The following is a 26,263-nucleotide window of genomic DNA, read 5'->3' on the forward strand; positions in this document are numbered from 1 at the left end:
ACCCGAGGATAATGCCTGATGGAGTGGATAATCGATCCCTCGGCCTGGGTGGGTCTGCTGACCCTGGTGATTCTCGAAATCGTCCTGGGCATCGACAACCTCATCTTCATCGCCATCCTGGTCGACAAGCTCCCGCCCGCGCTCAGGGATCGCGCCCGCGTCACCGGCCTGCTACTGGCGCTGCTGATGCGCCTGCTGCTGCTGTCTGTCATGTCGTGGCTCGTGAAGCTCACGCAGCCCCTCTTCTGGCTGGGGCCGCTTTCGTTCTCGGGCCGGGACATCATACTCATCGTCGGTGGCTTCTTCCTGCTGCTCAAGGGCACCCTGGAGCTGCACGAGCGCGTGGAAGGTCGTAGCGCCGGCACATCGAACACCCAGCTGCATGCGGGGTTCTGGGTAATCGTCACGCAAATCGTCATTCTGGATGCGGTGTTTTCCCTCGACGCGGTCATCACTGCCGTGGGCATGGTGGACCACCTGGCCATCATGATGATCGCGGTGTGCATCGCTATCGGTCTCATGCTTGTTGCCTCCAAGCCCTTGACACGCTTCGTCAACGCGCACCCGACCGTTGTCATTCTGTGTCTCGGATTCCTGCTCGTCATCGGTTTTTCGCTGGTTGCCGAAGGGTTTGGTTTTCCCATTCCCAAGGGCTATCTCTATGCGGCGATCACCTTCTCCGTGCTCATCGAGATTCTCAACCAGCTGGCGCGCCGCAACCTGCGCAAACTGATTGAGCGACGCCCTCTGCGCGAGCGCACCGCCGAAGGCGTGCTGCGCATGCTGGGCAAACGACCAGTCGCCGACACGCCCGTGCCTGCCGCATCCGAGCCGCCTCCCGTCCAGGTTTTCGAGGACGAAGAGCGTTACATGGTCAGCGGGGTGCTCACGCTGGCAGACCGCTCCATACACTCCATCATGACGCCGCGCACAGATGTTTCATGGGTGGATCTGGACGATGCGGCCGAAGACCAGCGTGCCCAGATCATCAAATCGCCGCACAGTTTCTTTCCGGTCTGTCGCGGCTCTCTCGATGAAGTCATAGGCATAGGCCGAGCAAAGGAAATGATCGCCGATCTGATCAGCAATGGCGCCATCCGGTTGAATCGGCTGCGCGATCCTATTGTCGTGCACGAATCCATCGGCGTCCTCAAGCTCATGGACACACTCAAGCGTTCGCGCGGCCAACTGGTGCTGGTAACCGATGAATTCGGAGCCATTGAAGGCGTGGTGACGCCCATCGACGTCTTCGAGGCAATTGCCGGCGAGTTCCCGGACGAGGACGAAACACCGGATATCGTGACCGACGGAGAAAACCGGTGGCGTGCAGACGGCGCCGCAGATCTGCACCATCTGGAGCTGCTGCTCGACACCGATGGACTGGTCGACGACGATGAAGAGTACTCCACCTTGGCAGGCTATCTGCTGGAGCGCTTCGATCATCTTCCCCGTGCGGGAGAGAGTTGCCAATTGAAGCAGAACCGGAGAACATTCCGGTTTACAGTATTGCGACTCGACGGTCGGCGCATTGCCTCCGTTCTCATAGAACGCCTGCCAGCGCAGGACACTGACATGGAAAGCGATACAGAATGACAGATGCAGCGTGGTTCATGCTCAAGGCCCTATTTTTGGGACTCATCGAGGGATTCACGGAATTCATACCGGTTTCAAGCACAGCCCACCTGCTTCTCATTGGCGACTGGATCAATTTTTCCTCCGGTAACGACAAGGTATTCGAAGTCGTGATTCAATTTGGGTCCATTCTTGCAGTCATGTGGGTGTTCCGGGCCAGGCTTTGGCAGCTCATTGGCGGCACGCTGCGTGGAGAACCTCGCGAAGTGCTGTTTACGCGCAATCTGATTATTGCTTTTCTTCCGGCGGCCGTCATCGGCGCCATCGCAATCAACGGAATCAAGGCGCTCTTTCACAATCCCGCCGTGTTTGTCGTCACACTGATTGCCGGCGGCGTCATCATGCTATGGGTGGAGCGCAAGCCCCAGTATGCCAAGCAGGGTCATGCACAGGGCGCAGCGGCGGGCGATGCGACAGCGAATGCGGGCGACAGCGTGGCCAACCAGCACGCCAGCGCGCGCGCGCTGGAGCAGATAAGCTGGAAGCAGGCGCTGGTGGTGGGATTTGCACAATGCCTGGCCATGGTGCCCGGTACGTCGCGCTCGGGCGCCACGATCATCAGCGGCATGATATCGGGCATAGAGCGCAAGACCGCCACCGAGTTTTCCTTCTTTCTGGCCATGCCCACCATGCTGGCTGCCACCGTTTATGATCTGTACCGGCATGGCGCCGCCCTGAACGAAGCACAGACGAGCGCCATCGTTATCGGATTTATCGCAGCCTTTTTCAGCGCCCTGATCCTTGTGCGGGCAGTGCTGTGGTTTGTCGGTCGGCGCACCTACAGACCGTTCGCCTGGTACAGGATCGCACTGGGCGTGGTTGTCATGATCTGGCTGATGGCCCGCTGAGCGCCTCGGCCCACTTCAGACGGGCGCCTTGCGCATCCAGGACGACCCACCCTCCCCTGCGTGGCGATGCCCCATCGAACTCCCAATCGGGCAAGACAATGCGTCTGCATTCCCTGCCCGATATTTCCAGCGTATGTACCGCAGGGCGATGGGTATGGCCATGCACCATGAGACACACGCCGCTGCGCTCGAACGCCCTCGCCACCGCAACCGGCTCCACATCCATAATGGCCGCGGGCTTGTATTGATTACCCGCCATGCTGCGCCTGCGCGCAAAATCCGCGATACGGCGGCGCATAGACAGGCTCAAGGACAAAAAAAGCCGCTGAACGGACCGGCGGCGCACCAGCCTCCTGAAACGCTGGTAGGCGCGGTCTTGTGTGCAGTACTCATCGCCGTGCGACAGGAGCACCCGCCCCGCTGCTGTTTCAATCACCACGCTGTCGGGAAGCAGCCTGGCACCAACCTGCCGAGCCAATGTCTCGCCAAGCAGAAAATCGCGGTTGCCTCTGCCCAGCCACAAAGGAATACGGGCGGATACGTCCCGCAACGCCGCAAGCGACTCCCTCAGCCACTGCGGAGCGTCTTTTCCGGCAAAGTCGTCACCTATCCATGCGTCGAAAATGTCGCCGCATAAAAGCAAGGCATCCGCCTGAACGCATGCCTGCTGCAGAAAACGATGGAAGGCGCGCGCCGTGGCGGGGACATCGGGCCCTAGATGGATATCCGAAGCGATCCAGACCGTGCCGGGCAGCGCGAGCCGTTCGGGGCTATTCGACAACCGAGGCTTTCTCGATGACGACATCCTCGACCGGCACATCCTGATGAAAGCCCTTGCTGCCCGTTTTGACGGACTTGATCTGATCCACGACATCGGTGCCTTCGACCACTTTTCCGAAGACAGCATAGCCCCAGCCATTCGGCGTGGGTGCGGTGAAGTTCAGGAAGTCGTTGTCGGCGACATTGATGAAAAACTGGGCCGTGGCAGAATGCGGATCAGCCGTGCGCGCCATGGCGACGGTGTAGCGGTCATTCTTCAACCCGTTGTTGGCCTCGTTTTCGATGGGTGCATGCGTCTGCTTCTGTTTCATTCCCGGCTCGAAACCGCCGCCCTGGATCATGAAATTGTTGATGATTCGATGAAAGATGGTGCCGTCGTAGAAGCCTTCCTTCACGTAACTCAGAAAATTTTCGACTGTCTTGGATGCCTTTTCGGCGTCCAGTTCGATGACAATGTCGCCGTGATTGGTCTGCAGGCTTACTCGTGGAGAAGTCATGGATTTACCTTGGTTGGGGGTTGAAGAGGCCGCCTGCGCCATGCCGCCCACCCCCAGAGCCAGGAGGAGCGCAAGCACAAGACCGGGCAGGCGCAACGAGAGAGTGAGTACGCGCAGCGTGGCGCGGGAAAGTGGCATGGCGGAAAACGGGGTCATCGGGAAACGATTCCAGTGCGGCGCAAGCCGCGTCAGTGTTTAAGGATCTCGGCGGCTTGATTGGCCTTGCGGCTGGCTCCGGCCTGCCGGAACGAGCGTTCGGCCAGCATGAGCTGGACTTCACCCAGATTCGCCTGGGCTGTCGCATACCCCGGATCGGCCTGCAAGGCCACAGTGAGTGCATCGCGCGCCATGTCCAGCTTGCCCTGCCTGACATACTCGGCAGCCAGATTATTCCATGGCTCGGGCAGTTCGGGATAGAGCGTGGTCATTTTCAGATAGAGCGCCACAGCGTCGTCATGCCGCCCCACGGCCGACAGCGCGCGGGCATGAAGAAACATGAGCTGCACGTCTGTGCCTATGCCGCCCTGGCTTTTCAGTTGCGCCTCGCGCTTCTCGATGACGTCCAGCGCCTGGTGTGCCTGGCCCTGATCCAGCATGCCGCTGATGCGGTCGGTGATCTGCGAGGCGGTCAGTGGAATGCTTGTATCGACATTCGGCTCAAGGGCTTCTAGCAACCGGGCCAGGCCCTTCCAGCCGCCTTCCTCGCGGGGTGCATCCTCGAACAGCTTGCCGGTGGACGGCGCGGGCGCAATGGCCGCGGTCACGCCTCCACGGCTCGGATCGAAAGCACCGAAGTCTGGACCCGCGTCCACCGAAGCGTTAAGATCGACGTGCGGCACAAGACCGGGGACGGGGGTCTGAGCCCGCATTGCCAGTGGCCATGAACCCAGCAGCAGGGTCATCGTTAATGCTGTAAATGCATGACAAGAATTTCGAAACACAGGGTATGGGCCTCTGACGTGAGTAAGATGACGGGCCGAAGGGCTGCAGCCGCATGCCAACGCAGATATGCGGGCGGGACTGCGCCGGTTTCACCCGCTTGCTATACTTATCGACCGCCATTTTAGCCTTGCTTGCGGTTCCGGACCGAGCGAAATCGAGTTTACCGCAGGCAAGCCTGGTACGCGTCACGCGTGCCATGCAACCCACCGTGTCTTTATCCGCTCATGCTGCACATTTATAACACCTTATCCCGAAACAAAGAGCCGTTCAAAACCGCAGAACCGGGCAAGGTGCGCATGTATGTGTGTGGCATGACGGTCTACGACTTCTGCCATCTGGGCCACGCTCGCATGCTGGTCAGCTTCGACGTCGTGCAACGGTGGCTGCGGGCCAGCGGCTATGCAGTCCAGTACGTGCGCAATATCACCGACATCGACGACAAGATCATCCGCAAGGCCGTGCAGACTGGCCAGCGGCTGGGCCAGGTCACGGCCTTCTACATCGATGCGATGCATGCCGACGAACACGCCCTGGGCGTGCAGGCGCCCGATGCGGAGCCGCGCGCAACCGAGCACGTTACCGACATGCTGGATATTATCGGCAAGCTGGAAAAAAACGGTCTGGCGTACCGTACAGGCGATGGCGACGTCAACTATTCAGTGCGCGACTTCCCTGGCTACGGCAAGCTGTCTGGCCGTTCTCTTGACGACTTGCGCGCCGGCGAACGCGTTGCCGTCTCCGCGGGCAAACGGGACCCGCTCGATTTCGTTCTATGGAAGTCCGCCAAGCCCGAAGAGCCGGATGAGTCCCGCTGGGCGTCGGCCTACGGCCCAGGCCGCCCAGGCTGGCACATCGAGTGCTCGGCCATGAGCCAGGCCTTGCTGGGCCTGCCACTGGACATCCATGGCGGCGGCCCCGATCTGAAATTCCCTCACCATGAGAACGAAATCGCCCAGACCGAAGGCGCCTTCGGCGGACAACTGGCCACGGTCTGGATGCATTGCGGCCCGCTCATGGTCGATGCCGACAAAATGTCCAAATCGCTGGGCAACTTTCGCACCATTCGCGCCACCATAGCCTCTGACCCCAAACTCGCGGACGGCCAGGCGAGCTATGAGGCCAATCCGCGCGAGGCCGAGATGCTGCGTTTTTTCATCGTGCGCAACCATTACCGCAGTTCGCAAAACTACACGCCCGACAACCTGCTCGACGCACAAAATGCGCTTGACCGCCTGTACCAGACGCTGCTGAACGTGCCGCCAGCCCCTATCGGGATAGACTGGAGCCAACCTCAGCCGGCTGCCTTCAAAGCCGCCATGGACGATGATTTCAACACATCCGGCGCAGTGGCCATCCTATTTGAGCTGGCGAATGAGGCCAACCGCTCGCGGTCGGCACAGGTCTCGGGCCAGATGAAGGCGCTGGGGGGCCTGCTGGGCCTGCTGCAGGCCGATCCCGCTGTCTACCTGCAGTCGCCAAGCCGCTACCACCGCGGCGTCTCGGGGGTCGCCCTGCTCATCACCGAGCAGATCGACGCGCTCATTGCCGAGCGGGCTGCAGCCAAGAAAGCCCGCGATTTTGCGCGCGCCGACCATATACGCACAACACTGCGCGAGCAAGGCGTCGAGCTGGAAGACAAGCCCGATGGCCTTACACAATGGCGTCGCGCCTGATCCAAGGGGAGGGAAATGTCTTTAAGCAGTCCAAACCCCGATGTCGACAAGCCCGGCTTCTGGGATGAAGCTTCGGCGCAGCTCATGCGGCGGGACCGCATACTCAAGAGGCTCATTCCTCACCATCACGGCGAGTGGCTGGCGCCATCGGGCACGCCCTTCGTGACCCTTGCCCGGGCCATTGTCGGGCAGCAGATTTCCGTCAAGGCGGCCGACAGCATGTGGGCACGCTTCGTCCAGGCTTGCGGGCGCACGCCCTCACCGGCATGCGTCATGCGGCTGGCCGAGACTGACCTCCGCCTTTCGGGTCTTTCGAAGCGCAAGGCCGAATACATTCTGGATCTGGCCGTGCATTTCGCCGAAAAAAGGATACGGCCCGCTGCCTGGCGCGGCATGGACGATGAATCGGTCATCTCCGAACTGTGCTCCATCCGCGGCATAGGCCGCTGGACAGCCGAGATGTTTCTCATCTTCAACCTGCAGCGGCCAGACATCCTGCCGCTCGACGATCTCAGCCTGCTCAAGGCAATTTCGTTACACTATTTCAGTGGCGAACCCGTTTCACGTTTCGAGGCCCGCGAGGTTGCTCAAGCCTGGGCGCCCTGGCGCACTGTGGCCACGTGGTATCTGTGGCGCAGCCTCGATCCGGCCTGCGTACGCTACTAAGCCGCGCAGCCCTCAAACAGGAAAACAAGCTCATTATGCGTAATACTTATCTGGAATTCGAACAACCGCTGGCCGAGCTCGAGAACAAGATCGAGGAACTCCGCTTCGTTCAGGCAGACTCCGCGGTCGATATTTCGGAGGAAGTCGGACGCCTGCAGCAAAAGAATCAGGCTTTGGCCAAGAGCATTTACGCCAAGCTCACGCCGTGGCAAACGGCGTTGGTGGCGCGGCACCCGCAGCGCCCCTATACTCTGGACTACGTGCGAACCATCTTTACCGACTTTCACGAGCTGCACGGCGATCGCATGTACGCTGACGACCTTTCCGTGGTTGGCGGCCCTGCCCGTTTCCATGGCATGCCATGCATGGTCATCGGCCACCAGAAGGGCCGCGACACCAAGGAGCGCGCCATGCGCAACTTTGGCATGCCTCGCCCCGAAGGCTACCGCAAGGCCCTGCGCCTCATGCGCCTGGCGGAGAAATTCGAGTTGCCCATCTTCACATTTGTGGACACACCGGGCGCCTACCCCGGCATAGGCGCGGAAGAGCGCGGCCAGTCCGAGGCCATCGGCCACAACCTCTATGCCATGGCCGAACTCAAGGTGCCCATCATCGTCACCATCATTGGCGAAGGCGGCTCCGGCGGCGCGCTGGCAATTGCAGTCGGCGACGTGGTCATGATGCTGCAGTACTCCACCTATGCCGTCATCTCACCCGAAGGGTGCGCGTCCATCCTGTGGCGTAGCGCCGACAAGGCGCCCGTGGCTGCAGACGCCCTTGCCATTACGGCGCCGCGCCTGAAAGAACTGGGATTGATCGACCGCATCGTCAACGAACCGGTGGGCGGCGCGCACCGCGATCCCGAAACCATGTCCCGCCAGCTCAGCCGGGCCTTGGCCGACTCCCTGCGCCAGGTGTCGGGCATGAGCCCCGAGGAGCTGATAGACCACCGCCTGCAGCGCCTGATGTCATACGGCCGCTTTCAGGAAGTGAACTAGGCGGCATGCTGCCCAATGCATTCTGGCGCGGCTTCGGCTCGCCAACCATGCTCGAGGCGCTTGAACAGGCCCTGCCCTCTCCACAGCCGGACCGCATTGCCGTTGCGCTCAGCGGCGGCGCCGATTCGGCCATGCTGGCTGCCCATGCAGCCCTGGCTGCCCGGAAGCGCGGCTTTGTGGTGCATTGCCTGCATGTGCATCATGGCCTGCAGGATCGCGCCGACGGCTGGCGCGACCACGCCCACGACTTGGCACTGAGACTGGGCCTCCCATGCCACACGCGGCGTGTCTGCGTGACGCAGGCACGGGATCTGGGCATGGAGGCCGCCGCGCGCGATGCGCGATACCAGGCATTGGCTGCCTTGGCGCGGGAAATTAAAGTCGCACACATCCTGCTTGCCCATCACCGAAATGATCAATCTGAAACCGTGCTGTTGCGCCTGTTGCGCGGAGCGGGGCCTGAAGGGCTGGCCGCCATGGCCCCGCGCATGCAGCGTGACGGCATCGCCTATCTTCGCCCCTGGCTGGACATCGATAGAACCATGATTCTAGAGCAGGCGGCCGCGTTCACGACGATATCCGGCTGGTCGCCCGTGCACGACCCCACCAACGCCGACGATAAGTACACACGCGCCGCTGTGCGCGAGCGGCTCGCTCCCGTGCTCGATGAACGCTGGCCAGGCTGGCGAGGCGTACTGACGCGCCTGGCCCGCCAGAGCGCTGACACACGCGCCGTACTGGGGGAAGTCGCAGCAGCCGATTTTGCCGGGTTGGCCCCATCACCCGATGGCCGCAGCTTCTCGCTCGCCGCGTGGCGCCAGCTGTCCATGGCGCGGCAGGCGCTGGTCCTGCGATACTGGCTAGCCCAGTCGGGGTTGCGCATGCCGAGCGACGCGCGCCTGCAAGACCTCATGCGTCAATTGCGCCAGCTCCATGCACTGGGACATGATAGGCAAATGCGCGTCAAGCACGGCGCCGATTTCATTCTTTGCGCACGTGGACGGGTCTACCTGGCCGAGGAGCGGGGCAGCGAGTACGGGGCTCTGAACGCAGAAGGCTGAGTATGCCAGCAAGCGGCCCGCGCTCGCACGCCCGCTGAAATAGTTCTGCAAATGACGTTAAAATGGTACGTTTTGGCCTGTCTGAGCGGCTTATTTGCGCTTTTTCGGTGCAAGGCGCCCGTATTCGCCGGCTTTTTATTGTCAACCAGCATAGAAACTCCAAGATGTCCCTGATCGTTCACAAATACGGCGGCACCTCCATGGGCTCGATCGAGCGCATCCAGAATGTTGCTCGACGCGTGGCCAAATGGCATGCCGCCGGCCACCAGGTGGTGGTGGTCCCCTCGGCCATGTCCGGGGAAACCAATCGCCTGCTTGGCCTGGCCAAGGAAATAACGCCCTCGCCCGATCCGCGCGAACTCGACATGCTCGCTGCGACGGGGGAACAGGCCAGCAGCGCCCTGCTCGCCGTCGCATTGCAGACACAAGGTGTGGCGGCACGCAGCTACGCTGGCTGGCAGGTGCCTGTGCGCACGGATGCTTCCTACACCAAGGCGCGCATCCAGTCCATTGACGATGCGCGCATCCGGGGCGACCTGGACGCAGGCCGCGTGGTCATCGTCACCGGCTTTCAAGGCGTTGACGATGAAGGCAATATCACCACGCTCGGACGCGGCGGATCCGACACCTCGGCCGTGGCCGTCGCCGCTGCCATGAACGCGGACGAGTGCCTGATCTTCACCGACGTGGACGGTGTCTACACCACCGATCCGCGCGTGGTGCCGGAAGCCCGGCGCCTGGGCGTCATTTCATTCGAAGAAATGCTCGAGATGGCGTCACTGGGCTCCAAGGTGCTGCAGATCCGTTCCGTGGAGTTCGCTGGCAAATATCGCATACCGGTGCGCGTGCTGTCCTCGCTCACCGATCCGCTCATTCCGCTCGAAGAAGAAATGGCTTCGGGCACCCTGATCACTTTCGAGGAAGACAAGAAAATGGAAGCAGCCGTTGTTTCAGGCATCGCCTTCAGCCGAGACGAAGCCAAGCTGACTCTGCTGGCAGTGCCGGACACCCCAGGAGTCGCTTATTCCATATTGGGACCGGTGGCGGCAGCCAATATCGACATCGACACCATCGTCCAGAACCAGTCTGTACGCGGCACAACCGATTTCTCGTTCACCGTGAACCGCAACGATTTCGCCCGCACGCTCGAGCTGCTCAAGAACCAGATCGGCCCGTCGGTCGGCGCCGCGGAAATCGTGCCTGACGACAAGGTCTGCAAGGTATCCATCGTCGGCATTGGCATGCGCAGCCATGTCGGCGTTGCCAGCCTCATGTTCCGCACCTTGTCCGAGGAAGGCATCAACATCCAGATGATCAGCACCAGCGAGATCAAGACATCGGTCATCATCAACGACAAGTACATGGAACTGGCCGTGCGCGCCCTGCACAAGGCGTTCGGTCTCGACCAGGATTCCTCGCTGCCCGAGAACCTGGACAAGGTCGAAATCTGAGCGGGCGGGCTGCCTGTTTTCAGGCCGCACCCGCAGCGAGAAGCGCGCCCATATTGTTTGGGCGTTATATGATCTCATGCTAGAATAGCCGACTTCATGCACGGAGACGTGGCCGAGAGGTTGAAGGTACTCCCCTGCTAAGGGAGCATACGGCTTATACCCGTATCGAGGGTTCGAATCCCTCCGTCTCCGCCAAGATGTGCTAAACCCCTTGAAATTTCAGTAGCTACTGGAATTACAAGGGGTTTATTTTTTACGTTAGGCGATAGCCTGACTGCCGATCTTCTCCACTACGGTCAACAGGCGCAGGGTGGGTCCGCCCGGTTTCTTGACGCCACGCTCCCAGTCAGACACAAGATTCTTGCTGACACATTCAGGTAAAGGGCAAAAATGGGCTGCTGTGGCCAGGCTCAGGTACAAAGGGGCACTCGGGTGGCTTGCTAAGCGATTGTGATGATATGGAACACTAGTCACCGGCGCTGGATGGTGTTAGCGTAAAGCGATGAGCCTCACGCCACTGACCTCCGCTTCGGCTGTCATACAGATGCACGCCTGGGCTGCGTTGTTGGCCTTGGCCGTTGGCGTTTATATACTCATACGCCCCAAAGGCAGCACAGCGCATAGATGGATGGGCCGTTTCTGGCTAATGGCAATGCTGGTTGCGGTGCTCTCGTCATTTTTCATTCACGAACTCCGCACGTGGGGACCATGGAGCCCCATACATATTCTTTCGCTGATCACGCTGATTCTTATGGTGCGAGCCTATCAAGCCATCCGGCAGCGCAGGGTGCCACTGCATGCAGAACTCATGAAATCGGCTTTTTACAACGCCTTGCTGCTGGCCACTTTCTTCACTTTCCTGCCGGGGCGCATCATGCACGAAGTCGTTTTCGGGCCCTCTGGCGCGAAAAATGCCTATGCAGCCATCCCTTTGTGGGCATGGATATTGATTGGCGTCGCACTGGTGGTGGGCGGACGGCACCTGCTTGCTCTGTGGAGCAGGAAGAGACTGTCGGCGAAAAAAGCTGGTCGCGATCTACACGCTTCCACCAAACATATATCGAGCTGAACAGCCTAAGTCATGGAAATAGCAATTCGCCGAATGGGTAAGACAGGCCAGCCGATTGCCAAGTACAAAGATATGACGACCGCGCCCTGGCGGCACGCGGCTGTCCCATCAAAACAAGGTGTGCCCGTTGTTGCGCTTCAGACGCCCTGCACTGGCTCTCCGGAGTGGGCGCGCACTTCGCGAACAGGCAGCGGCAGCTGCAGGCCGGCGGCGGCAAGCCGGGATTGCGCCTGACGGTACAGATCGAAACGCAGATCCCAATACTTTGCGTTATCCACCCATACGCGCATATTGACAGCGGCTGCGCTATCACGGTATTCCGTCACCATGACCTGCGGTGCAGGGTCGGCAAGCACATCCGCATGATGCTCGATAAGTTCGCGCAACTCGCGCATGGCGAGTTCCAGGTCGTCGCCGTAGCGCACGGAGACATCAATATCGAGTCGACGGGTGGCGTTGCGGCTGTAATTGATAATGGGATTGTTCCAGACCAGGCTATTGGGCAGCGTGAGGTGGATGCCGTCGAACTGGATGAGCTTGGTGAGAAACAGTCCAACTTCGGCTACCGTACCATCTCCCTGTCCTTTGACCGATACGTACTCACCGGCGCGTATGGGGCGTAGCGCCAGCAGCATAATGCCCGCGGCAATATTCTGCAGCGTGCCCTGGAGTGCCAGGCCGATGGCCAGACCCGCAGCGCCCAACACGGCGATGATGCTGGCAGTCTGCACGCCCAGCCTCGCCAGGACGGCAATGATGACAAAGACCCGGATCGCCCATACCGTAACGGTATAGACCATGGGGACGATGGTCGGATCTATACGCGGCGAACGGTCGGCCAGCTTGCGCAGGCCGCGGCCAATGACGGTGGATACTGTCCATCCGATGACGAGTATGGCAATGGTGACAACCAGGTTGAAAGCCAGGGCCTGTATGCTGGGCATAAAGGCCGGCACCTGCTGGAAAAAGTCCTGCATGATCAAAACCAATATTCAGAAGTAGGAACAAAACCGCCTGCCTATATGGGCAGACGGTCGCATCGCGTCATTGTATGCAGTATGCCCGCCAAGGAAAACCATGACTTATCCACCGCTACTGTGGACAAGTGGACGGACAACTTGGGCACTACTTCGAATACCCTAGTCGTATCAACGGCTTAGGCCACGCGTATGAAATTCATCCAAATCGCGCGCATGGCCTTGGCCGCGCGCCCTTTTCGAGCATTGCGGGATCCAGACGCCAGTGTCGTCGCCGCACACCGCCCCAACGGGCAGCCTGCGGCGCCCCTCAAAGGGAACGGCCGCTGATCAGCCTCACCAAAATCAACACGATGGCAATGACAAGCAATATGTGGATGAAACCACCAATCGTGTATGAACTGACCAGGCCCAACAGCCAAAGGACGACGAGAATAACGGCAAGGGTATAAAGCATAGATGTCCTCTTCTGATTTTCCGTGTTATCGGTTTTGTATTATTTGCACGCCACGGGCGCCTATTCCGATGCCTCATGTCCGACGATACCGCCCACCGCAGCACCGCCCACCGTGCCCAACGCACTCCCACCCGTCAATACGGCGCCACCTGCCGCGCCGATGCCCGCGCCAATCGCAGTATTCCTGCCCTGCCTGGACATGCCGCTGCATGCGCTCAGACTGGCCACCAGTGTCAGGATGACGACGGCACCCAGACAGCGTTTCGTTGTATTCATTCTCGTACCCCCTGCAAAAGTGAGTCCGGCATAATCCGCCGGCTGTCCGACTTCCCAGCAAGCGGCGTGCCCAAGAGGAAAATGGGGGCGGCTCCTACAGAGGGAGAGGGTCGCATACAACATAGCACCGCCGATGAGCTCGCACGGAAGCGGCGGGTAGGGGGCAAGGTTGGATGAGTATCCGAGAACGGCTGTCAGCACGGGGTGATTGGCGGGGGTGGCATGGAACTTGCAAGGGGTGCTGCGTACACATTCTGTCAGCAAAGGAGTAAGCCATGAAACGCTTCATTACAGCCACCTTGGTCGCACTGCCCATGGTCTTCGCCGCCCAGGTCCAGGCGCAGCAATCATCGGACGCGCCATCGTCGGATGCGCCGGCCGCACCGGGAGGGGCGCCAACGCCTGCACCCGCGCCGGCTCCCGCTCCGGGTCAGGCGGCGCCGGCGGGAGGCGGCTCTATGGGCGCGTCGGCGCCAAAAGCCGAGGAACCCACCGAAACGATTTCGGGCTGGAGCGTCAAGGATCAGATCATTGGCAAGGCCGTCTTCAACGAGAACGATGAAAAGATCGGCGATATCAGCGACGTCGTGCTCTCGCAGGATGGCAAGGCCGCCTACTTCATCGTGGGCGCCGGCGGCTTCCTGGGCGTCGGCGAACGCAATGTAGCCATCCCTTATGACAAGATCCAGCAAACCTCGGACAAGATGGTTCTGCCGGGCTATACCAAGGAGCAATTAAAAGCCCTGCCCAAAGTAGAAGTGGCGAAATAGGCGCCATGCCCGCCAAGCCGGGACGGGCCGCATCCGGCGTTGTCCTCGTCTATTCGGCGCGCGAGCGCGAGCCCGAGCATGAGGCGGTGGTTCACGCCCTGCTCGGGCAGCGCATTGCGGCGCTGCTGGAGCTGGATTTCGGCGGCACCCATGAGGCTGGCCGACGGTACGAAGGACGCACTTATCTTCTTCCCACCGAGACACTCATAGGCGATGCGCTGGCGCGCAGACTGGGTGTGGGCAGCGAGACCGACCTTTTCGGTGGCGCAGCGCCGTACCCCTTTGTGCCGACCAAAGCCATCAGTCACGCCCTACTCGATGGGAACGCTACTGCCCCGCAGGGGTGGTCGAAAGCTTTCGGCTCTCTCATTCACGGTGCCGTGCTGCGTGGCGTAACCGCTTTCTCCAGCGAAGACGCGATGCGTGCCGGGCGGATGTTGCTACGGCATGGTCCCGTGAGGATCAAGCCGGTGCTGGCAACTGGCGGCCGCGGGCAAGTCGTGGTGGAAGACGAGACAGCGCTGCGCGACGCACTGGATCAAGCCGATACGCAATCATTGAACGATTGTGGCTTGGTGCTCGAGGAAAATCTTCGAGAGGTCGACACATTCAGCGTGGGGCAGGTCCGCGTGGACGGACAGAAAGCCTGTTATGTCGGCCGCCAGTCTCTCACACCTGACAATCAGGGTGAAATGGTCTATGGTGGATCCGAGCTGCTTGTCGTGCGGGGCAGCTTCGATCGACTGCTGACCTTGGATCTGGATCAGGAAGAACGGCTTGCCATAAGCATGGCCCGCCAGTATGACCAAGCGGCCATGTCATGTTTTCCAGGTCTGCTGGCATCGCGACGCAACTACGATGTGGCCTGCGGCTGGGACAGCGCGGGCCGGCGGCGGAGCGGCGTCCTGGAGCAATCATGGCGCATGGGTGGCGCCAGCGCCGCAGAGATCGCCGCGCTGCAGGCCTTCAAGGCGGACCCGGCGCTCCACGCGGTGCGGGCAGCCACCATCGAAATTTTCGGTGCCGACGCGCCCGCGCCTGCAGGCGCCGAATGCATTTACCGGGGATACGACCCCGAAATGGGTATGCTGAGCAAATATGTAACGGTTCGGGCTTATGACAACCAGCAGCACCAAAATTGAACTGGTCATCGACGACGAACACTTGGCAGGTACTTTTCTCGCCCCTCAATCCAAAGTACCAGGGGTCTTGTTTGTACACGGTTGGGGCGGCAGCCAGGCCCGGGATCTGGACCGCGCCCGTGGCATTGCGGGGTTGGGCTGCGTATGCCTGACCTTTGATCTACGCGGCCACGAAAAGGAATCAGCAAGGCAGAAAACGGTGACGCGCGCCGAGAATCTGCACGACATTGTGTGTGCGTACGACAAGCTGGCGCAGCATCCCGCGATCGATACACATTCGATTGCCGTGGTCGGCACCAGCTACGGCGCCTACCTTTCCACCATTCTGACCACACTGCGGCCGGTGAAATGGCTTTCACTGCGGGTACCCTCTCTTTATCGGGACGATCAATGGACGCTCCCGAAACGGCAGCTCAATCGCGAGGATCTGGCCGAGTACCGGGGCAGCCCCGTGACACCCGAAGAGAACCGGGCCCTGGCTGCGTGCGCCGCCTTCACCGGCGACGTACTGATTGTCGAATCAGAGTACGACCATCTGGTACCTCACGCCACCATCATGAGCTACCGGGCTGCCTTCCAGAATTCGCATTCCCTCACACACCGGGTTGTCGATGGCGCCGATCATGCCCTGAGCGAAAAGGTGTGCCAGGAGGCCTATACTTCCATCTTGGTACACTGGATAACGGAAATGGTCGTCGGCGCACGCGTTGGAAGCCGCATCGGCCTGCCCTGATTCCCCAAGAACCCGCTGCCGCCGGCCCGACACGTCATGACGCCTTTTTCCATACTGGATCTCTCCCCCATCAACGAAGGCGGCTCCGCTGCTGAATCTTTCCGCCATACGCTGGATCTTGCCCGGCATGGTGAGCAATGGGGGTATCAGCGTTACTGGATGGCCGAACACCACGGCATGCCGGGTATTGCCAGCGCGGCCACCTCCATCCTCATCGGCCATGTGGCCGCAGGCACCCGCAGCATACGGGTGGGGGCCGGCGGCATCATGCTGCCCAATCACTCGCCACTGGTCATTGCCGAGCAATTCGGGACGCTCGAAGCCCTTTTCCCGGGCCGGATAGACCTCGGACTGGGGCGCGCTCCCGGTTCAGACCAGACCACATCCCGCGCGCTGCGCCGCAATTTATCCTCGGATGCCAACGAATTTCCCCGCGATGTCCTGGAGCTCATGGACTATATGTCCGATTCGCCGCAGCAGCCCGTGCTTGCGGTGCCGGGCCGCGGCGCGAATGTCCCTATCTGGATTCTGGGGTCCAGTCTGTTTGGCGCCCAACTCGCCGCCGCGTTTGGCTTGCCCTATGCCTTTGCATCGCATTTCGCACCCCAGCAGCTCATGCAGGCCATCCAGATCTACCGCAGCACATTCAAGCCCTCGGAGCGCCTCGACAAACCATATGTCATGCTAGGCTTCAATGTATTCGCGGCCGAAACAGACGATCAGGCCCGGTATCTCGCCACATCGTGGCAGCAGTCATTCGTCAACCTGCGCAGCGGTCGGCCTTCTCGCCTTCCTCCGCCGCGCCGAGACTATCTGGACGAGCTCGGGCCACAAGCCCAGGCCTTGCTGGATCACACACTGTCATGCTCGGCAATCGGCTCGCCCGAAACCGTTTCCGCACAGTTGCAGTCGTTCATTGCCCGCACCGGCGCCGACGAACTCATGATCACCTGTAATATGCACGAGCACAAGGCGCGCTTGCAGTCCTATGAAATCGCCGCCCAAGTCGGCAAGACGCTGCGTGCCGCCGTTGCCGAGCCTTGAACAGCCCGATGCGGCATGCAGCCAGCCTCTCTCTCCTCCGTGCTCCACACTTATCGTTTTCAGACATGGCCAACGAAGATTCCATCGCCTTCCGCCTCGCGCAGGTGCGCGAGCGCATTCGTAGAACCGCCGAGCGCGCCGGCCGCGCGCCAGACTCCGTGTCGCTGCTGCCGGTCAGCAAAACTTTCGGCGAGGCCGCCATTCGTGAAGCGGTGGCGGCGGGTGCGCACCGCCTGGGGGAAAACAAGGCCCAGGAAATCCGCAGCAAATTCGAACCGTTGGCCGACTGCAACATAGACTGGGTCATGATTGGTCATTTGCAAACCAACAAGGCCAAGGACGTTGCACGCATGGCTTCCGAGATTCAATCACTGGACAGGCTGGATCTGGCTATTGCGCTGGATCGCAGGCTGCAGCATGAAGGCCGCGCCATCGATGCGCTGGTGCAGGTAAAGACGTCCACCGAGCCCACCAAGTACGGCCTGCCCCCTGCGGAGCTGCCCGGCTTTCTACGCCAGGTTGCGGGCGACTTTCCCACCCTGCGAATAAAGGGACTGATGACACTGGCCATCAATCTGCCTGACAAGGATGCTGTACGCGCCTGCTTTCGCACGCTGCGAACGCTGCGCGATCAGATGCGCGAGCTGGCCATAGACGGTATCGAGATGGAGCGTCTGTCGATGGGCATGAGCGGCGACTTTGAAATCGCCATCGAGGAAGGGTCGACAGAAGTCCGCATCGGTACGGCCATCTTCGGCGGCCGCATCTACAACGACGACTACTATTGGCCCGAAACGCAGCGGCCTGGCAGCGCTGTCTAGGCTGCGGCGCCCAGCAATTTCTCGAAAATGCCGTCCGATCCCATTTGCCCGCCCTTGAGCATGACCTCCAGACCATCGAGATGCGATGCATCGGCATGCAGGCGGCACAGCGCAACGCCCGGCTCAATCTGTGTGCGATACGACAGGCCCCATACATCCAGAGCCTGAATGCAATGGCTCGACGTGTCGCCGCCCGCCAACCCAAGCCGCGCTGGGCGCACGCCTTGCAGAATGCTTGCCAGCAGGCGGCCGCCCGCCTCGGCCACGGTAGCCGGATCGAGACGTGCATCGTCCTGGCGATCGCCCGGGTCGGCAAGCACGGCCAGCACATGTCGGCCCGATTGCAGAGTGCGAATAATCGCGGCCTGGACAGCACGTCGGTCGTGCTCATTGTCTCCCAGCAAGACTGACATGGAAACGGGCATGTGTCTATACGAGGCCGCGGCTGCCACCTGCTGCGCCGTGCGCGGGGAGAGGCTGCCGGACAACACTAGAACCGGGCCGTCTCGCGCGGCATTGCCGGGCGCAACGTAATGCGCGTGGCTCACGGGTCCCGCCGGGCTTTCGACATCCTGTCGCGCCTGCGCCCAATGCGCCAGCAGCGCCTGCTCGACGCTGCTGGGCCCTACGGCCAGCACCAACTCATGCTGGGCATGCTGCCATATTACCCGTCCCACCTCGCGAAGATGCTCATCCATGCCCACATCAAACAGCACGCCGTCCGGCCCCGCCTCGGTGGCGCACGCCACTTCCCTATCGAGCCTATCGGCCGGCAAGGCATAGGCTGTATAAGGAATGGCCGACATGCGGGTCAGCCCCTGCGCGCATAGATGCCTGCGCAAATCGGCTTCATCCGAAGGCGTGACCGGATGCCGGCTCATGGAGGGATGGCGATCCAGGCGGAAAACCTCGCCCCCGGTCCGATAGGCTGCAAACAAGTTGCCAAAGACACAATAGCGCCCCAGATTGGGTTGGCCACCCACGACCGGCAGGAATCGGCCCGCTCGCAGCCGTTGCCTCAGCACGCGAACGGCGAGACCGATGCTCCCGATATCCGGCGAACTGTCGAACGTCGAGCAGGTCTTGTAATGAAAAACGGGTGCTGGCAGGGACGCCAGATAAGCGCCTATCGCCTCGAGTTCCTCGCGATGCATGTCGTTGCGCATCGCGCGCGCCGCGCCCGCAATGCCCAGGCAGTCCAGCGTGCCTGCGGCAGCGCGCTGCTCAGGACTGGGCGGGCGCAGAAACAGCATGGCACGCAGGCCTGCCCGCGCCACGGTAGCCAGAGTATCCGTCGCCCCCGTGAAATCATCGGCATAAAAGGCCAGGCGCAAAGCTGCGGTCTCGTCCACACTGGCGGGCCGCGCTGCGCGCCGCGGCGTCGCATCGGACCCGCCCGTTTGCACATGCATTGCGCGTTGTTGAGACATGAATCTATCTGCCATCGAAGAACGACAGAGCGCGCTGCAGTTCGGGCGCGCCGCGGGAGAATGCCTCCAGCGCAATGCCCTCGCGCGCGGCCTCCCACGCCTGGCGCAAGCTGGCCACACCAGCCGCAGGGCCATCAGGGTGCGCCAGAATGCCGCCGCCGGACATGAACAACAGGTCTTCTCCTGCCGCCTCGTAGGTCGCTGGTACGGTGCCGGCCCACTGGCCCGACGAGAATGCGGGCAAGACGCAGTCCTCAAGGCCGTCGGCCAGCGGCTTCAGGCAGTCTCTTGCCGATTCGACGACCTCGGCGTCCGTTTGTGAAAACTTGCCCTGCAGGCCATGCACATGCATATGATCGACGCCGGCAAGCCGCCACAGCGTCTGGTACGCCTGGAACGACATGCCCAACAGCGGGTGTCTGGACAGCGCGCCAAAACCATTGCGATGGCCGTGCAATGCCAGCGGTGTGCTCCGGCGCAGCGTCTGCACCGCGGAAAAGCCGCAGCTGTTCAGACTTGCCATGACACAGGTACCGCCCTCCCGTTCGACGAGATCGGCGTGCGCGCGCATCGCGTCGGTATCGTCGCTAATATTGAACGCCATCATCACCTGCTTGCCGGTGCGTTCACGGTGAGCACGAATCACGGCCATGACAGCGGGCACGCGTTCGGAGAGCGGTGCGTGGACTGGATTGGCGCACACTTCATCATCCTTGATGAAATCCACCCCCGCCTCGCACAAGATGCCCACCAGGCCTGCGGTTTGTTCAGGCGACAACCCGACGTTGGGTTTGATGATGGTGCCCAGCAATGCACCATGTGCAACACCGATTGCCGAGCGCGTGCCTGCAACACCCATACTGGGCATGTCGAATTGCAGGCGATAGCTGGATGGCAGGCGCAGGACTTCCAGTCGCATGCCGGTAGTCTCGCCCAGGTCGTACAGATTGCCGGCTACCGTGGCAGCCAGTGTAGGCAGATTTGCACCGATATTGTCCACCGGGAAGCGGACACGCACACGCGCCTGCGTCCATGGCCCGCTGATTCCTTTGCGTGCAAGCCAGGCGTTCGGCAGCGATGGCGCATCGGCGCGACCCACGACCTCCACATTCAATACCTCGGCGCGCGCGCGGGCGCGCAGCATATCGGTTTCGCCCGCCACGCGTGCAAAAGTCCCGCAAGACTGCTCGCCCGCCATCACCTCGGCAACCCGAAAGACGTCCAGCGGTGTTTCGATCAGGTATTCGGCTTCGAAATCATCCTTGCGCATGCCGACCTCAAAGCGTGTCCAAATCCGGGAAGGGGCGCACCGGTTCCTCGCCATCCCATCCTTGCGCGGCCCGGCGTATGGTGTCGAACAATCTTCCCTTGGGGCCAGCCACTTCCGAAAGCTCGATGACGGTGCCGGGATGATACTCCGTGTCGAAATAAACAAAGCGTCCGTTTTCGCCCACCTCTCCACTCATCACAGGCTTGAAGCCCTGCCTCATCAAGCGCTCCAGATCGTCGTCGTACTGCTGCGTCCAGTAGGCCACGTGCTGCAGCCCGGTGTGGCCCGCCCGCTGAAAATCACGGTACATGGAAGGCACATCGTTGCGGGTCTGGATCAGCTCCACCTGCAGTGGCCCCGAATTCGCCAGTGCGACGGAATTGTGCGGCGCATAGGACGCACCTCTATAGCTGTAGTTCCGTATGGGAACCTTGGGGTTGTAGTACCACGGGCCGACGCCCAGGCTGCGGCTCCAGTAGTCCATGGCTGCCTCGATATCCTCGACGACATAGCCAAGCTGACGTATCTCTCCAAAAAAACGGCTCATTGGATTTGCTCCAGATCACACACGGCAGCAACGCCGCGAATAACAACGGTTTGAATTCGGCCATGCCATCGCCTACCGCGGCATGGCCATTGCATCGCTTGCCTTGCGCCGCTATTGAACAAACAGGCCTGGCAGCCACAAAGACACGGCGGGTACCAATGTCACCACCAACAGCGACAGCAGCAGCGGAATAAAGAATGGAAGCGCGCCCGCAATGACACGATGCAGGGGCATGCGCGCCATGATGCTCACCATGTAAAGGCTCATGCCCACAGGCGGCGTCAGCAGGCCTATCATCAGATTCAGTACGACGACCACGCCCAGCTGAACAGGATCGACCCCAGCCGCAAGCAGCGCCGGCGTGAGGATGGGCGCGAGAATCAGAATGGCTGCAATGGATTCCATGAACATGCCTACCACCAGAAGCAGCACATTGACTATCATCAGCAGCACAAAAGGACTGCTGGACAAACCGAGCAGGAAACGGGTGGCGAGCATGGGCACCTGATCTATGGTCAACACCCACGCGAACAATGCCGCGGCTCCCACGATAAAGAGCACGCTAGCTGTTGCATGGACAGTTTCCCTTGCAGCCTCCATCACCGCCCGCACGGTCAATTGCCTATAGACGACAAACCCGAGGAACAGCGCATACAGAACGGTAACGCCAGCCACTTCCGTGGGACCGAACAGGCCGCTGACCAAGCCTCCTATCAGAACAAGGGGCGCGCACAGCGCGGGAAAGGCGACCACGGCCTGGCGCCCGATGATCCGAAGGCTGGACACGATGGTGTCGCGCGGCAGGTTCTGCCGCCTGGCCATGATGGCAATCTGCGCCATGAGCAATACCGTGATGATGAGGCCTGGCACAACGCCGGCCAGGAGCAGCTTCACTGCCGACACTTCCGCGGCGGACGCAAAGATGATCAAGGGTATGCTGGGCGGAAAGATGGGACCTATCGTGGCCGCGGCCATGGTTATGCCCGCAGCAAACTCCGGACGATAACCCTGTTCCCGCATCAGGCGCATCTGCGTGCCGCCCAAGGCGCCAATGTCGGCAAGGGCCGCGCCGGACATGCCCGAGAATATCAGGCTGGTCAGCACCGACACGTGGCCCAGGCCGCCACGTATCCGCCCAACAAGCAACCGGACCAAGTCGAACAGATGTCTGGTGATACCCGATGCATTGAACAGCGCGGCAGCAAAAATGAACATGGGCACGGCCAGCAGCGGTGTCGAATCCAGAGCATTGACCATGCGCTGGGCCAGTACCGACAGCGGTAGATCAAACAGCCATAGGACAATGCCCGCGGCCACGCCCATGGACACGGCGATGGGAACACCCATCAGCATGATCACCAGGAACAGGACAAGAATGCTCAAGCTCATCATGATGGTTGCCCTCCCGGCTGTTCGTCTGTTAACGCCCGCTGCGCGATGGCGCGATGCAGGCGCAGGATAGCCACTAGTGTGAACAACACCATGCCCAGCATCGCGGGAAGGTAGAAAATCAGATTGGGCATACGCAACGCGGGGGTGGCAAACTTTCCCGCCTTGACGAGAAACAGATAGCCTCCCGCCAGAAAGAAGCCGCAGAACGCCAGCGTGATCGCCTCATTCAGCACAAAAATGATGTGGCGTGCACGGCCCCGCAGCCGGCCGCTCACGATGTCAACGGCGATGTGCCCGCCTCGAAGCAGCAGCAATGGCACGGCAAGATAGACGATGCCCAGTCCGCCATACCGGGCCAGTTCGTCGGCCCACGGCAACCCCGCCTGAAAGGCATTACGCGCCACGACCTGTAGCACCACGAGAAAGGTGGTGAGCAACAGCATGATGATGGCAAGCCATTCAAACACTCGACATGCGGCCGTCAGGGCAGGCACAACCCTTCCGGAGCCTGGGGACTCGTTGGTTATCATGAATGGGTAACTCCGTCGGCGCCCTCTGACCGGGCATGTTCGAGCAAGCGGGCCTGCGCGTGGCGGCCCGTCTCAGTCAGGCTATTTGATATCGGCGATCTGTTTGTAGAGATCACCGTACTTGTCGGCAAATCGCTCTTTGACAAGCTTGCTCGCGTTGGCCCGGAAGGCTTCCAGATCCAGCCCCTGCTCCGGTCCGATGACCGTCATCTTCAGCGCCTTGAGCTTGGCCAGTTGATCCGCTTCCTGCGACTGCACCATTTCCGTTGCCTTGGCACGGGTCTCGTTGGCCGCGCGCTTGAATGCTTCCCGCTGCGCATCGGTCAGTTTTTCCCAGGTGCGATTGTTCATGATGATCACTTCAGGATTCATGATATGGCCAGTCAGCATCAGATGGGACTGCGACTCATAGAGTTTGTTTGACAACACCACATCCACCGGATTCTCTTGCCCCGACACCTGCCCCGTCGCAAGCGCCGTGGGCACTTCGGACCAATCCACGGGAACCGGGACGGCGCCCAACGCCTCGACCGCCGTCATGTAAATGGGAAAGGGCAAGGCACGGATCTTTACACCGGCCAAATCGGCTGGTGTCCGCACCGCCTTGTTGGCCGTCAGATTGCGTGTTCCGAAATAATAGGCATACAGCACCCTGACCCCCGCCGCTTCGATCAGGCCCTCATTGAGCTTTTTCATGACCGGGGAGTCGATGCTCGTCACCTGCATCAGATGCTTCACATCCCGGTACAGATAAGGTGTATCAAGCGCCGCAAACGGCTCATACAATGAACCGGTACCGCCAGCCGTATTGTGTGAAAGCGCAATGACACCCGTGGAGGTGGCCTCGGCCATCTCCTGCATCTTGCCCAGTTGCGAGGAGGGGTAGACCTGTATCTCTATCTCGCCGTTCGTGTATTCCTTTACCTTGTCCGCAAACATCTGCGCTTGCTGGCCGGCAACGCTGCTGGGTGAATTCATGTGGCCGTAGCGCAGTGTGAGCGCCGCGGAGGTGGCCGGGCTCGCGCCCAGGCCCAATGCCAGCAGGGTTGCGGCAATCAACATGCCCCGCCTGAACGGTGATTGCAATCGGATCATTGATGTCCCCTTGATTTGAATTGATGTGATATTCTGTGTAAATCATCAAAACTAAACGAAATTGTGCGCATAAGGGGTTTTTCCGTCAATCTTATTTAATGATGGTTTTTGATGTGAATACAAAATCAAGCAATACCATGCCTTCTCGGCGAAATCGGGCCGGCATCATTGATGTCGCGCAAAAGGCGGGCGTTTCCACCGCAACGGTGGATCGGGTGTTGAACAGGCGTTCCGGCGTCCGCGCGGCCACTGTGCAGGCTGTACTCAAGGCGGCAGCCGATCTTGGCTACCTGCCGCAGGATGATCTGTACAAAGCGCTACGCCCGCAACCCATGCGCCTGCTTTTTCTGCTGCCCGCAGGCACCAATCGTTACCTGAACATGCTGGGCGATTACGCCACCATGGTGCATGGGCAATTGGAACCCTTCAATGTGCAGTGCCGCAACCGCTTCGTGGAGGGCTTCGATGCTCGCATTCTTGCGGACACCTTGCTGCGGGAAGGCAAGCGCGTGGACGGTATCGCGTTCATGGCCCTGGAACATCCCCTAGTGCGCGAGGCGGTCAACCATCTGCATGAAGACGGTGTGCATACCATCACACTCATTTCCGATCTTTCACGTTCCGCGCGAGCCGCCTATGTGGGGCTGGACAACCGCGCGGCGGGGCGCAGCGCCGGCCTGCTCCTCGGCCGCTTCATCGGCTCGCGCAGCGGCAAGGTTGCCATGATAGCGGGCAGCCGCCACTATCGCGGCCATGAGGAGCGCGAGATGGGCTTCCAGCATATCCTGGACGAGAAATTCCCTGCGCTGCGCATGGTTGGCCTGCGCGAGGGCCACGACGATGCCGCGACCAACTATCGGCAATCGCGGCAACTGTTGGAACAGTATCCGGATCTCATCGGCATCTACAACATAGGGGGCGCCTCTGACGGCGTTGCCAAGGCCTTGAAGGAAACCGGACGCGACCAAGCCGTTGTATTTGTCGGGCATGGCCTCACGCCCGATACACGCGCCCTGCTCATAGACGGCACCATGGATGCCCTGCTTAATCAGAATCTGCACTCAACCATATTCAACACGGTGCGCATCTTTGCAAATGTGCGCGCTGGCCGTGAAGCCATGACTGGTGTGGAGCCCATGCAGATCAGTGTGGTATTGAGCGAAAACCTGCCTTGAACCGGCCGGCCGTCAAGCCCCGTGCCTCTTGGCCATCAGCATTGCAATCACGCCGTCATCGCGATCCTGGGCAAGCTGCACACTGTCGCGGCCGTGCGCAGCCTGATCCATGCCGTCGATCAAGGCCTTGCGTGTCGCCATGTCGAGCCGAGGCTGGCCCAGACTGGCCCACCACTGCTCCACCGGCTCGCCCAGCTTCTCAAGAAAGCCCGCCATGCCCTCCTCGCCGCCAGACAGATGAAAGATTCGATGCGGCCCGCACACTGCCCAACGCGCCCCCAGGCCCTCGGTCACGGTACGGTCCACGTCCTCCAGCGAAGCATAGCCATTGGCCACCAGGTATACGGCCTCGCGCCACAGCGCAGACTGCAATCTGTTGACCAAGTGGCCCGTGATCTCGCGACGCAGGCGCACGGTCTGTTTGCCCAGACCCTGGTAGAATGCCTCGGCCTCGTCCAGCGCCCAGGGCGCTGTGTGCTGTCCGCCGCAGATTTCCACCAGCGGCATCAAATAGGGCGGGTTGCATGGATGTGCTATCAGCAACCGCTCGGGATGGCGCAGGCCCTGCTGCAGGACAGATGGCGGTATGCCGGAGGAGCTCGACGCAATCACGCAGCGCGGCGACGATGCCGCCTCTATGCCGGCATAAACCTCGTGCTTAAGATCCAGCTTTTCAGGCAGAGCCTCCTGCACATGCGCCGCGCCGGACACCGCCCAGGCAAGGTCATCGGTCAGTACAGGCACTGTCGTGCGCTCGCCCACCTGGCCCAGCGCCTTCATTACCTGCTCAGCGCGTGCCAGCGCCGCATCCAGCATGTCCCGCGCGCCAGGATTGCTGTCCACGACCCGCACGGCCAATCCGCGCAACGCAAAGAAAGCAGCCCAGCCCGCGCCAATGATGCCTGCGCCAATCACCGCCACATGGCGCGCCGCCTCGACTGTCTCGCGCGCGGCGGGACCAGAAATATGATTGTCGGTGATGCCCAT

General features: G+C 61.0%; 28 protein-coding genes and 1 tRNA gene. 15 read left to right on the top strand and 14 right to left on the bottom strand.

Annotated features, from left to right (window positions below; genetic code table 11):
• The first annotated feature begins 18 nt into the window (after positions 1 to 18).
• Both ERD78_RS16685 and ERD78_RS16690 read left to right on the top strand, forming a co-directional pair.
• Positions 19 to 1,593, top strand: a complete 1,575-nt coding sequence (locus ERD78_RS16685; protein ID WP_129970651.1) for a TerC family protein — start codon at positions 19 to 21, stop codon at positions 1,591 to 1,593.
• Positions 1,590 to 2,480, top strand: coding sequence for an undecaprenyl-diphosphate phosphatase (locus ERD78_RS16690; protein WP_129970652.1), 891 nt, complete (start codon positions 1,590 to 1,592; stop codon positions 2,478 to 2,480). The genes ERD78_RS16685 and ERD78_RS16690 overlap by 4 nt, the downstream gene beginning before the upstream one ends.
• Here the strand turns inward: ERD78_RS16690 and ERD78_RS16695 are convergent.
• From ERD78_RS16695 to ERD78_RS16705, 3 genes are all read right to left on the bottom strand, one after another.
• A complete protein-coding gene (locus tag ERD78_RS16695; RefSeq protein ID WP_129970653.1) occupies positions 2,455 to 3,285 on the bottom strand; it encodes a UDP-2,3-diacylglucosamine diphosphatase in 831 nt (276 codons plus the stop codon). The genes ERD78_RS16690 and ERD78_RS16695 overlap by 26 nt on opposite strands.
• Entirely contained in the window at positions 3,251 to 3,799 is a 549-nt protein-coding gene (locus ERD78_RS16700; protein WP_129971057.1) for a peptidylprolyl isomerase, read from the bottom strand. Before ERD78_RS16700 ends, ERD78_RS16695 begins: the two co-directional genes overlap by 35 nt.
• 146 nt (positions 3,800 to 3,945) lie before the next feature.
• Positions 3,946 to 4,659, bottom strand: coding sequence for a tetratricopeptide repeat protein (locus tag ERD78_RS16705; RefSeq protein WP_129970654.1), 714 nt, complete (start codon positions 4,657 to 4,659; stop codon positions 3,946 to 3,948).
• 264 nt (positions 4,660 to 4,923) lie between these two features.
• On the opposite strand from ERD78_RS16705, the gene cysS reads away from it, so the two are divergent.
• The 6 genes from cysS to ERD78_RS16735 all read left to right on the top strand — a co-directional run bounded on the left by cysS (position 4,924) and on the right by ERD78_RS16735 (position 10,743).
• Positions 4,924 to 6,372 carry a cysteine--tRNA ligase gene (gene cysS / locus ERD78_RS16710; protein WP_129970655.1) on the top strand — a complete coding sequence of 483 codons (1,449 nt, stop codon included), beginning with the start codon at positions 4,924 to 4,926 and terminating at the stop codon, positions 6,370 to 6,372.
• A gap of 15 nt (positions 6,373 to 6,387) precedes the next feature.
• On the top strand, positions 6,388 to 7,038 hold the full coding sequence (locus ERD78_RS16715) for a DNA-3-methyladenine glycosylase family protein (RefSeq protein ID WP_129970657.1): 651 nt from the start codon (positions 6,388 to 6,390) through the stop codon (positions 7,036 to 7,038).
• 35 nt (positions 7,039 to 7,073) lie between these two features.
• Complete coding sequence (locus ERD78_RS16720; protein WP_129970659.1) at positions 7,074 to 8,036, top strand: acetyl-CoA carboxylase carboxyltransferase subunit alpha; 963 nt, start codon at positions 7,074 to 7,076, stop codon at positions 8,034 to 8,036.
• A gap of 47 nt (positions 8,037 to 8,083) precedes the next feature.
• On the top strand, positions 8,084 to 9,097 hold the full coding sequence (tilS, locus tag ERD78_RS16725; protein WP_371734629.1) for a tRNA lysidine(34) synthetase TilS: 1,014 nt from the start codon (positions 8,084 to 8,086) through the stop codon (positions 9,095 to 9,097).
• Between the two features lie 164 nt (positions 9,098 to 9,261).
• The gene (locus ERD78_RS16730) at positions 9,262 to 10,548 is read left to right on the top strand and encodes an aspartate kinase (RefSeq protein ID WP_129970663.1); all 1,287 of its coding nucleotides are present in this window, start codon (positions 9,262 to 9,264) and stop codon (positions 10,546 to 10,548) included.
• Positions 10,549 to 10,650: 102 nt separating this feature from the next.
• A tRNA-Ser gene (locus tag ERD78_RS16735) sits at positions 10,651 to 10,743 on the top strand.
• A 63-nt stretch (positions 10,744 to 10,806) separates the two neighbouring features.
• Here ERD78_RS16735 and ERD78_RS20285 read toward each other — a convergent pair.
• Entirely contained in the window at positions 10,807 to 10,902 is a 96-nt protein-coding gene (locus ERD78_RS20285; RefSeq protein WP_483413483.1) for a helix-turn-helix domain-containing protein, read from the bottom strand.
• Positions 10,903 to 11,050: 148 nt separating this feature from the next.
• Here ERD78_RS20285 and ERD78_RS16745 point away from each other — a divergent pair, with 148 nt between their 5' ends.
• Positions 11,051 to 11,617 carry a DUF2306 domain-containing protein gene (locus ERD78_RS16745; RefSeq protein WP_129970665.1) on the top strand — a complete coding sequence of 189 codons (567 nt, stop codon included), beginning with the start codon at positions 11,051 to 11,053 and terminating at the stop codon, positions 11,615 to 11,617.
• A gap of 137 nt (positions 11,618 to 11,754) precedes the next feature.
• On the opposite strand, the gene ERD78_RS16750 is transcribed toward ERD78_RS16745, so the two are convergent.
• The 3 genes from ERD78_RS16750 to ERD78_RS16760 all read right to left on the bottom strand — a co-directional run bounded on the left by ERD78_RS16750 (position 11,755) and on the right by ERD78_RS16760 (position 13,327).
• Positions 11,755 to 12,594, bottom strand: a complete 840-nt coding sequence (locus tag ERD78_RS16750) for a mechanosensitive ion channel family protein (RefSeq protein ID WP_129970667.1) — start codon at positions 12,592 to 12,594, stop codon at positions 11,755 to 11,757.
• Positions 12,595 to 12,904: 310 nt separating this feature from the next.
• Positions 12,905 to 13,051: a lmo0937 family membrane protein gene (locus tag ERD78_RS16755; RefSeq protein WP_129970669.1), complete on the bottom strand. Its 147-nt coding sequence runs from the start codon at positions 13,049 to 13,051 to the stop codon at positions 12,905 to 12,907.
• A 60-nt stretch (positions 13,052 to 13,111) separates the two neighbouring features.
• The gene (locus tag ERD78_RS16760) at positions 13,112 to 13,327 is read right to left on the bottom strand and encodes a glycine zipper 2TM domain-containing protein (RefSeq protein WP_129970671.1); all 216 of its coding nucleotides are present in this window, start codon (positions 13,325 to 13,327) and stop codon (positions 13,112 to 13,114) included.
• 275 nt (positions 13,328 to 13,602) lie between these two features.
• On the opposite strand from ERD78_RS16760, the gene ERD78_RS16765 reads away from it, so the two are divergent.
• The 5 genes from ERD78_RS16765 to ERD78_RS16785 all read left to right on the top strand — a co-directional run bounded on the left by ERD78_RS16765 (position 13,603) and on the right by ERD78_RS16785 (position 17,837).
• Positions 13,603 to 14,097, top strand: coding sequence for a PRC-barrel domain-containing protein (locus ERD78_RS16765; protein WP_129970673.1), 495 nt, complete (start codon positions 13,603 to 13,605; stop codon positions 14,095 to 14,097).
• A 5-nt stretch (positions 14,098 to 14,102) separates the two neighbouring features.
• Positions 14,103 to 15,239 (top strand): DUF3182 family protein, encoded by a 1,137-nt coding sequence (locus ERD78_RS16770; protein ID WP_129970675.1) that lies wholly within the window; start codon positions 14,103 to 14,105, stop codon positions 15,237 to 15,239.
• Positions 15,214 to 15,972 (top strand): alpha/beta hydrolase family protein, encoded by a 759-nt coding sequence (locus ERD78_RS16775; RefSeq protein WP_129970677.1) that lies wholly within the window; start codon positions 15,214 to 15,216, stop codon positions 15,970 to 15,972. The genes ERD78_RS16770 and ERD78_RS16775 overlap by 26 nt, the downstream gene beginning before the upstream one ends.
• Positions 15,973 to 16,008: 36 nt before the next feature.
• On the top strand, positions 16,009 to 17,016 hold the full coding sequence (locus ERD78_RS16780) for an LLM class flavin-dependent oxidoreductase (protein WP_129970679.1): 1,008 nt from the start codon (positions 16,009 to 16,011) through the stop codon (positions 17,014 to 17,016).
• Positions 17,017 to 17,081: 65 nt separating this feature from the next.
• Positions 17,082 to 17,837: a YggS family pyridoxal phosphate-dependent enzyme gene (locus tag ERD78_RS16785; RefSeq protein WP_129970681.1), complete on the top strand. Its 756-nt coding sequence runs from the start codon at positions 17,082 to 17,084 to the stop codon at positions 17,835 to 17,837.
• Here the strand turns inward: ERD78_RS16785 and ERD78_RS16790 are convergent.
• The 6 genes from ERD78_RS16790 to ERD78_RS16815 form a co-directional block, all read right to left on the bottom strand.
• Positions 17,834 to 19,267 carry a four-carbon acid sugar kinase family protein gene (locus ERD78_RS16790; protein ID WP_245152511.1) on the bottom strand — a complete coding sequence of 478 codons (1,434 nt, stop codon included), beginning with the start codon at positions 19,265 to 19,267 and terminating at the stop codon, positions 17,834 to 17,836. The two genes, ERD78_RS16785 and ERD78_RS16790, sit on opposite strands and share 4 nt — an antisense overlap.
• Positions 19,268 to 19,271: 4 nt before the next feature.
• Positions 19,272 to 20,537 (bottom strand): ribulose-bisphosphate carboxylase large subunit family protein, encoded by a 1,266-nt coding sequence (locus tag ERD78_RS16795; protein WP_129970683.1) that lies wholly within the window; start codon positions 20,535 to 20,537, stop codon positions 19,272 to 19,274.
• 7 nt (positions 20,538 to 20,544) lie between these two features.
• Complete coding sequence (locus ERD78_RS16800) at positions 20,545 to 21,084, bottom strand: VOC family protein (protein WP_129970685.1); 540 nt, start codon at positions 21,082 to 21,084, stop codon at positions 20,545 to 20,547.
• Positions 21,085 to 21,195: 111 nt separating this feature from the next.
• Positions 21,196 to 22,476 carry a TRAP transporter large permease gene (locus ERD78_RS16805; protein WP_209020023.1) on the bottom strand — a complete coding sequence of 427 codons (1,281 nt, stop codon included), beginning with the start codon at positions 22,474 to 22,476 and terminating at the stop codon, positions 21,196 to 21,198.
• Complete coding sequence (locus ERD78_RS16810) at positions 22,473 to 23,006, bottom strand: TRAP transporter small permease (protein WP_129970687.1); 534 nt, start codon at positions 23,004 to 23,006, stop codon at positions 22,473 to 22,475. The genes ERD78_RS16805 and ERD78_RS16810 overlap by 4 nt, the downstream gene beginning before the upstream one ends.
• Before the next feature lie 81 nt (positions 23,007 to 23,087).
• Positions 23,088 to 24,101: a TRAP transporter substrate-binding protein gene (locus ERD78_RS16815; protein ID WP_129970689.1), complete on the bottom strand. Its 1,014-nt coding sequence runs from the start codon at positions 24,099 to 24,101 to the stop codon at positions 23,088 to 23,090.
• 98 nt (positions 24,102 to 24,199) lie between these two features.
• Here ERD78_RS16815 and ERD78_RS16820 point away from each other — a divergent pair, with 98 nt between their 5' ends.
• Positions 24,200 to 25,276, top strand: coding sequence for a LacI family DNA-binding transcriptional regulator (locus ERD78_RS16820; RefSeq protein WP_129970692.1), 1,077 nt, complete (start codon positions 24,200 to 24,202; stop codon positions 25,274 to 25,276).
• 12 nt (positions 25,277 to 25,288) lie between these two features.
• On the opposite strand, the gene ERD78_RS16825 is transcribed toward ERD78_RS16820, so the two are convergent.
• Entirely contained in the window at positions 25,289 to 26,263 is a 975-nt protein-coding gene (locus ERD78_RS16825) for a 3-hydroxyacyl-CoA dehydrogenase NAD-binding domain-containing protein (protein ID WP_129970694.1), read from the bottom strand.

Origin of the sequence: Allopusillimonas soli (genome assembly GCF_004153445.1) — a bacterium.
In the GTDB taxonomy this organism is placed as follows: domain Bacteria; phylum Pseudomonadota; class Gammaproteobacteria; order Burkholderiales; family Burkholderiaceae_B; genus Allopusillimonas; species Allopusillimonas soli.

Excerpts from the sequence above, each read along its gene's own strand:
- ERD78_RS16750 (WP_129970667.1), bottom strand. The coding sequence starts at position 12,594 with ATGCAGGACTTTTTCCAGCAGGTGCCGGCCTTTATGCCCAGCATACAG.
- ERD78_RS16695 (WP_129970653.1), bottom strand. The coding sequence starts at position 3,285 with ATGTCGTCATCGAGAAAGCCTCGGTTGTCGAATAGCCCCGAACGGCTC.
- ERD78_RS16715 (WP_129970657.1), top strand. The coding sequence starts at position 6,388 with ATGTCTTTAAGCAGTCCAAACCCCGATGTCGACAAGCCCGGCTTCTGG.
- ERD78_RS16745 (WP_129970665.1), top strand. The coding sequence starts at position 11,051 with ATGAGCCTCACGCCACTGACCTCCGCTTCGGCTGTCATACAGATGCAC.
- ERD78_RS16760 (WP_129970671.1), bottom strand. The coding sequence starts at position 13,327 with ATGAATACAACGAAACGCTGTCTGGGTGCCGTCGTCATCCTGACACTG.
- ERD78_RS16815 (WP_129970689.1), bottom strand. The coding sequence starts at position 24,101 with ATGATCCGATTGCAATCACCGTTCAGGCGGGGCATGTTGATTGCCGCA.
- ERD78_RS16705 (WP_129970654.1), bottom strand. The coding sequence starts at position 4,659 with ATGACCCTGCTGCTGGGTTCATGGCCACTGGCAATGCGGGCTCAGACC.
- tilS (WP_371734629.1), top strand. The coding sequence starts at position 8,084 with ATGCTCGAGGCGCTTGAACAGGCCCTGCCCTCTCCACAGCCGGACCGC.
- ERD78_RS16810 (WP_129970687.1), bottom strand. The coding sequence starts at position 23,006 with ATGATAACCAACGAGTCCCCAGGCTCCGGAAGGGTTGTGCCTGCCCTG.
- ERD78_RS16700 (WP_129971057.1), bottom strand. The coding sequence starts at position 3,799 with ATGGCGCAGGCGGCCTCTTCAACCCCCAACCAAGGTAAATCCATGACT.
- ERD78_RS16765 (WP_129970673.1), top strand. The coding sequence starts at position 13,603 with ATGAAACGCTTCATTACAGCCACCTTGGTCGCACTGCCCATGGTCTTC.
- ERD78_RS16800 (WP_129970685.1), bottom strand. The coding sequence starts at position 21,084 with ATGAGCCGTTTTTTTGGAGAGATACGTCAGCTTGGCTATGTCGTCGAG.
- ERD78_RS16785 (WP_129970681.1), top strand. The coding sequence starts at position 17,082 with ATGGCCAACGAAGATTCCATCGCCTTCCGCCTCGCGCAGGTGCGCGAG.
- ERD78_RS16770 (WP_129970675.1), top strand. The coding sequence starts at position 14,103 with ATGCCCGCCAAGCCGGGACGGGCCGCATCCGGCGTTGTCCTCGTCTAT.
- ERD78_RS16820 (WP_129970692.1), top strand. The coding sequence starts at position 24,200 with ATGATGGTTTTTGATGTGAATACAAAATCAAGCAATACCATGCCTTCT.
- ERD78_RS16790 (WP_245152511.1), bottom strand. The coding sequence starts at position 19,267 with ATGTCTCAACAACGCGCAATGCATGTGCAAACGGGCGGGTCCGATGCG.
- ERD78_RS16685 (WP_129970651.1), top strand. The coding sequence starts at position 19 with ATGGAGTGGATAATCGATCCCTCGGCCTGGGTGGGTCTGCTGACCCTG.
- ERD78_RS16795 (WP_129970683.1), bottom strand. The coding sequence starts at position 20,537 with ATGCGCAAGGATGATTTCGAAGCCGAATACCTGATCGAAACACCGCTG.
- ERD78_RS16825 (WP_129970694.1), bottom strand. The coding sequence starts at position 26,263 with ATGGGCATCACCGACAATCATATTTCTGGTCCCGCCGCGCGCGAGACA.
- ERD78_RS16805 (WP_209020023.1), bottom strand. The coding sequence starts at position 22,476 with ATGATGAGCTTGAGCATTCTTGTCCTGTTCCTGGTGATCATGCTGATG.
- ERD78_RS16755 (WP_129970669.1), bottom strand. The coding sequence starts at position 13,051 with ATGCTTTATACCCTTGCCGTTATTCTCGTCGTCCTTTGGCTGTTGGGC.
- ERD78_RS16780 (WP_129970679.1), top strand. The coding sequence starts at position 16,009 with ATGACGCCTTTTTCCATACTGGATCTCTCCCCCATCAACGAAGGCGGC.
- ERD78_RS16720 (WP_129970659.1), top strand. The coding sequence starts at position 7,074 with ATGCGTAATACTTATCTGGAATTCGAACAACCGCTGGCCGAGCTCGAG.
- ERD78_RS16730 (WP_129970663.1), top strand. The coding sequence starts at position 9,262 with ATGTCCCTGATCGTTCACAAATACGGCGGCACCTCCATGGGCTCGATC.
- cysS (WP_129970655.1), top strand. The coding sequence starts at position 4,924 with ATGCTGCACATTTATAACACCTTATCCCGAAACAAAGAGCCGTTCAAA.
- ERD78_RS16690 (WP_129970652.1), top strand. The coding sequence starts at position 1,590 with ATGACAGATGCAGCGTGGTTCATGCTCAAGGCCCTATTTTTGGGACTC.
- ERD78_RS16775 (WP_129970677.1), top strand. The coding sequence starts at position 15,214 with ATGACAACCAGCAGCACCAAAATTGAACTGGTCATCGACGACGAACAC.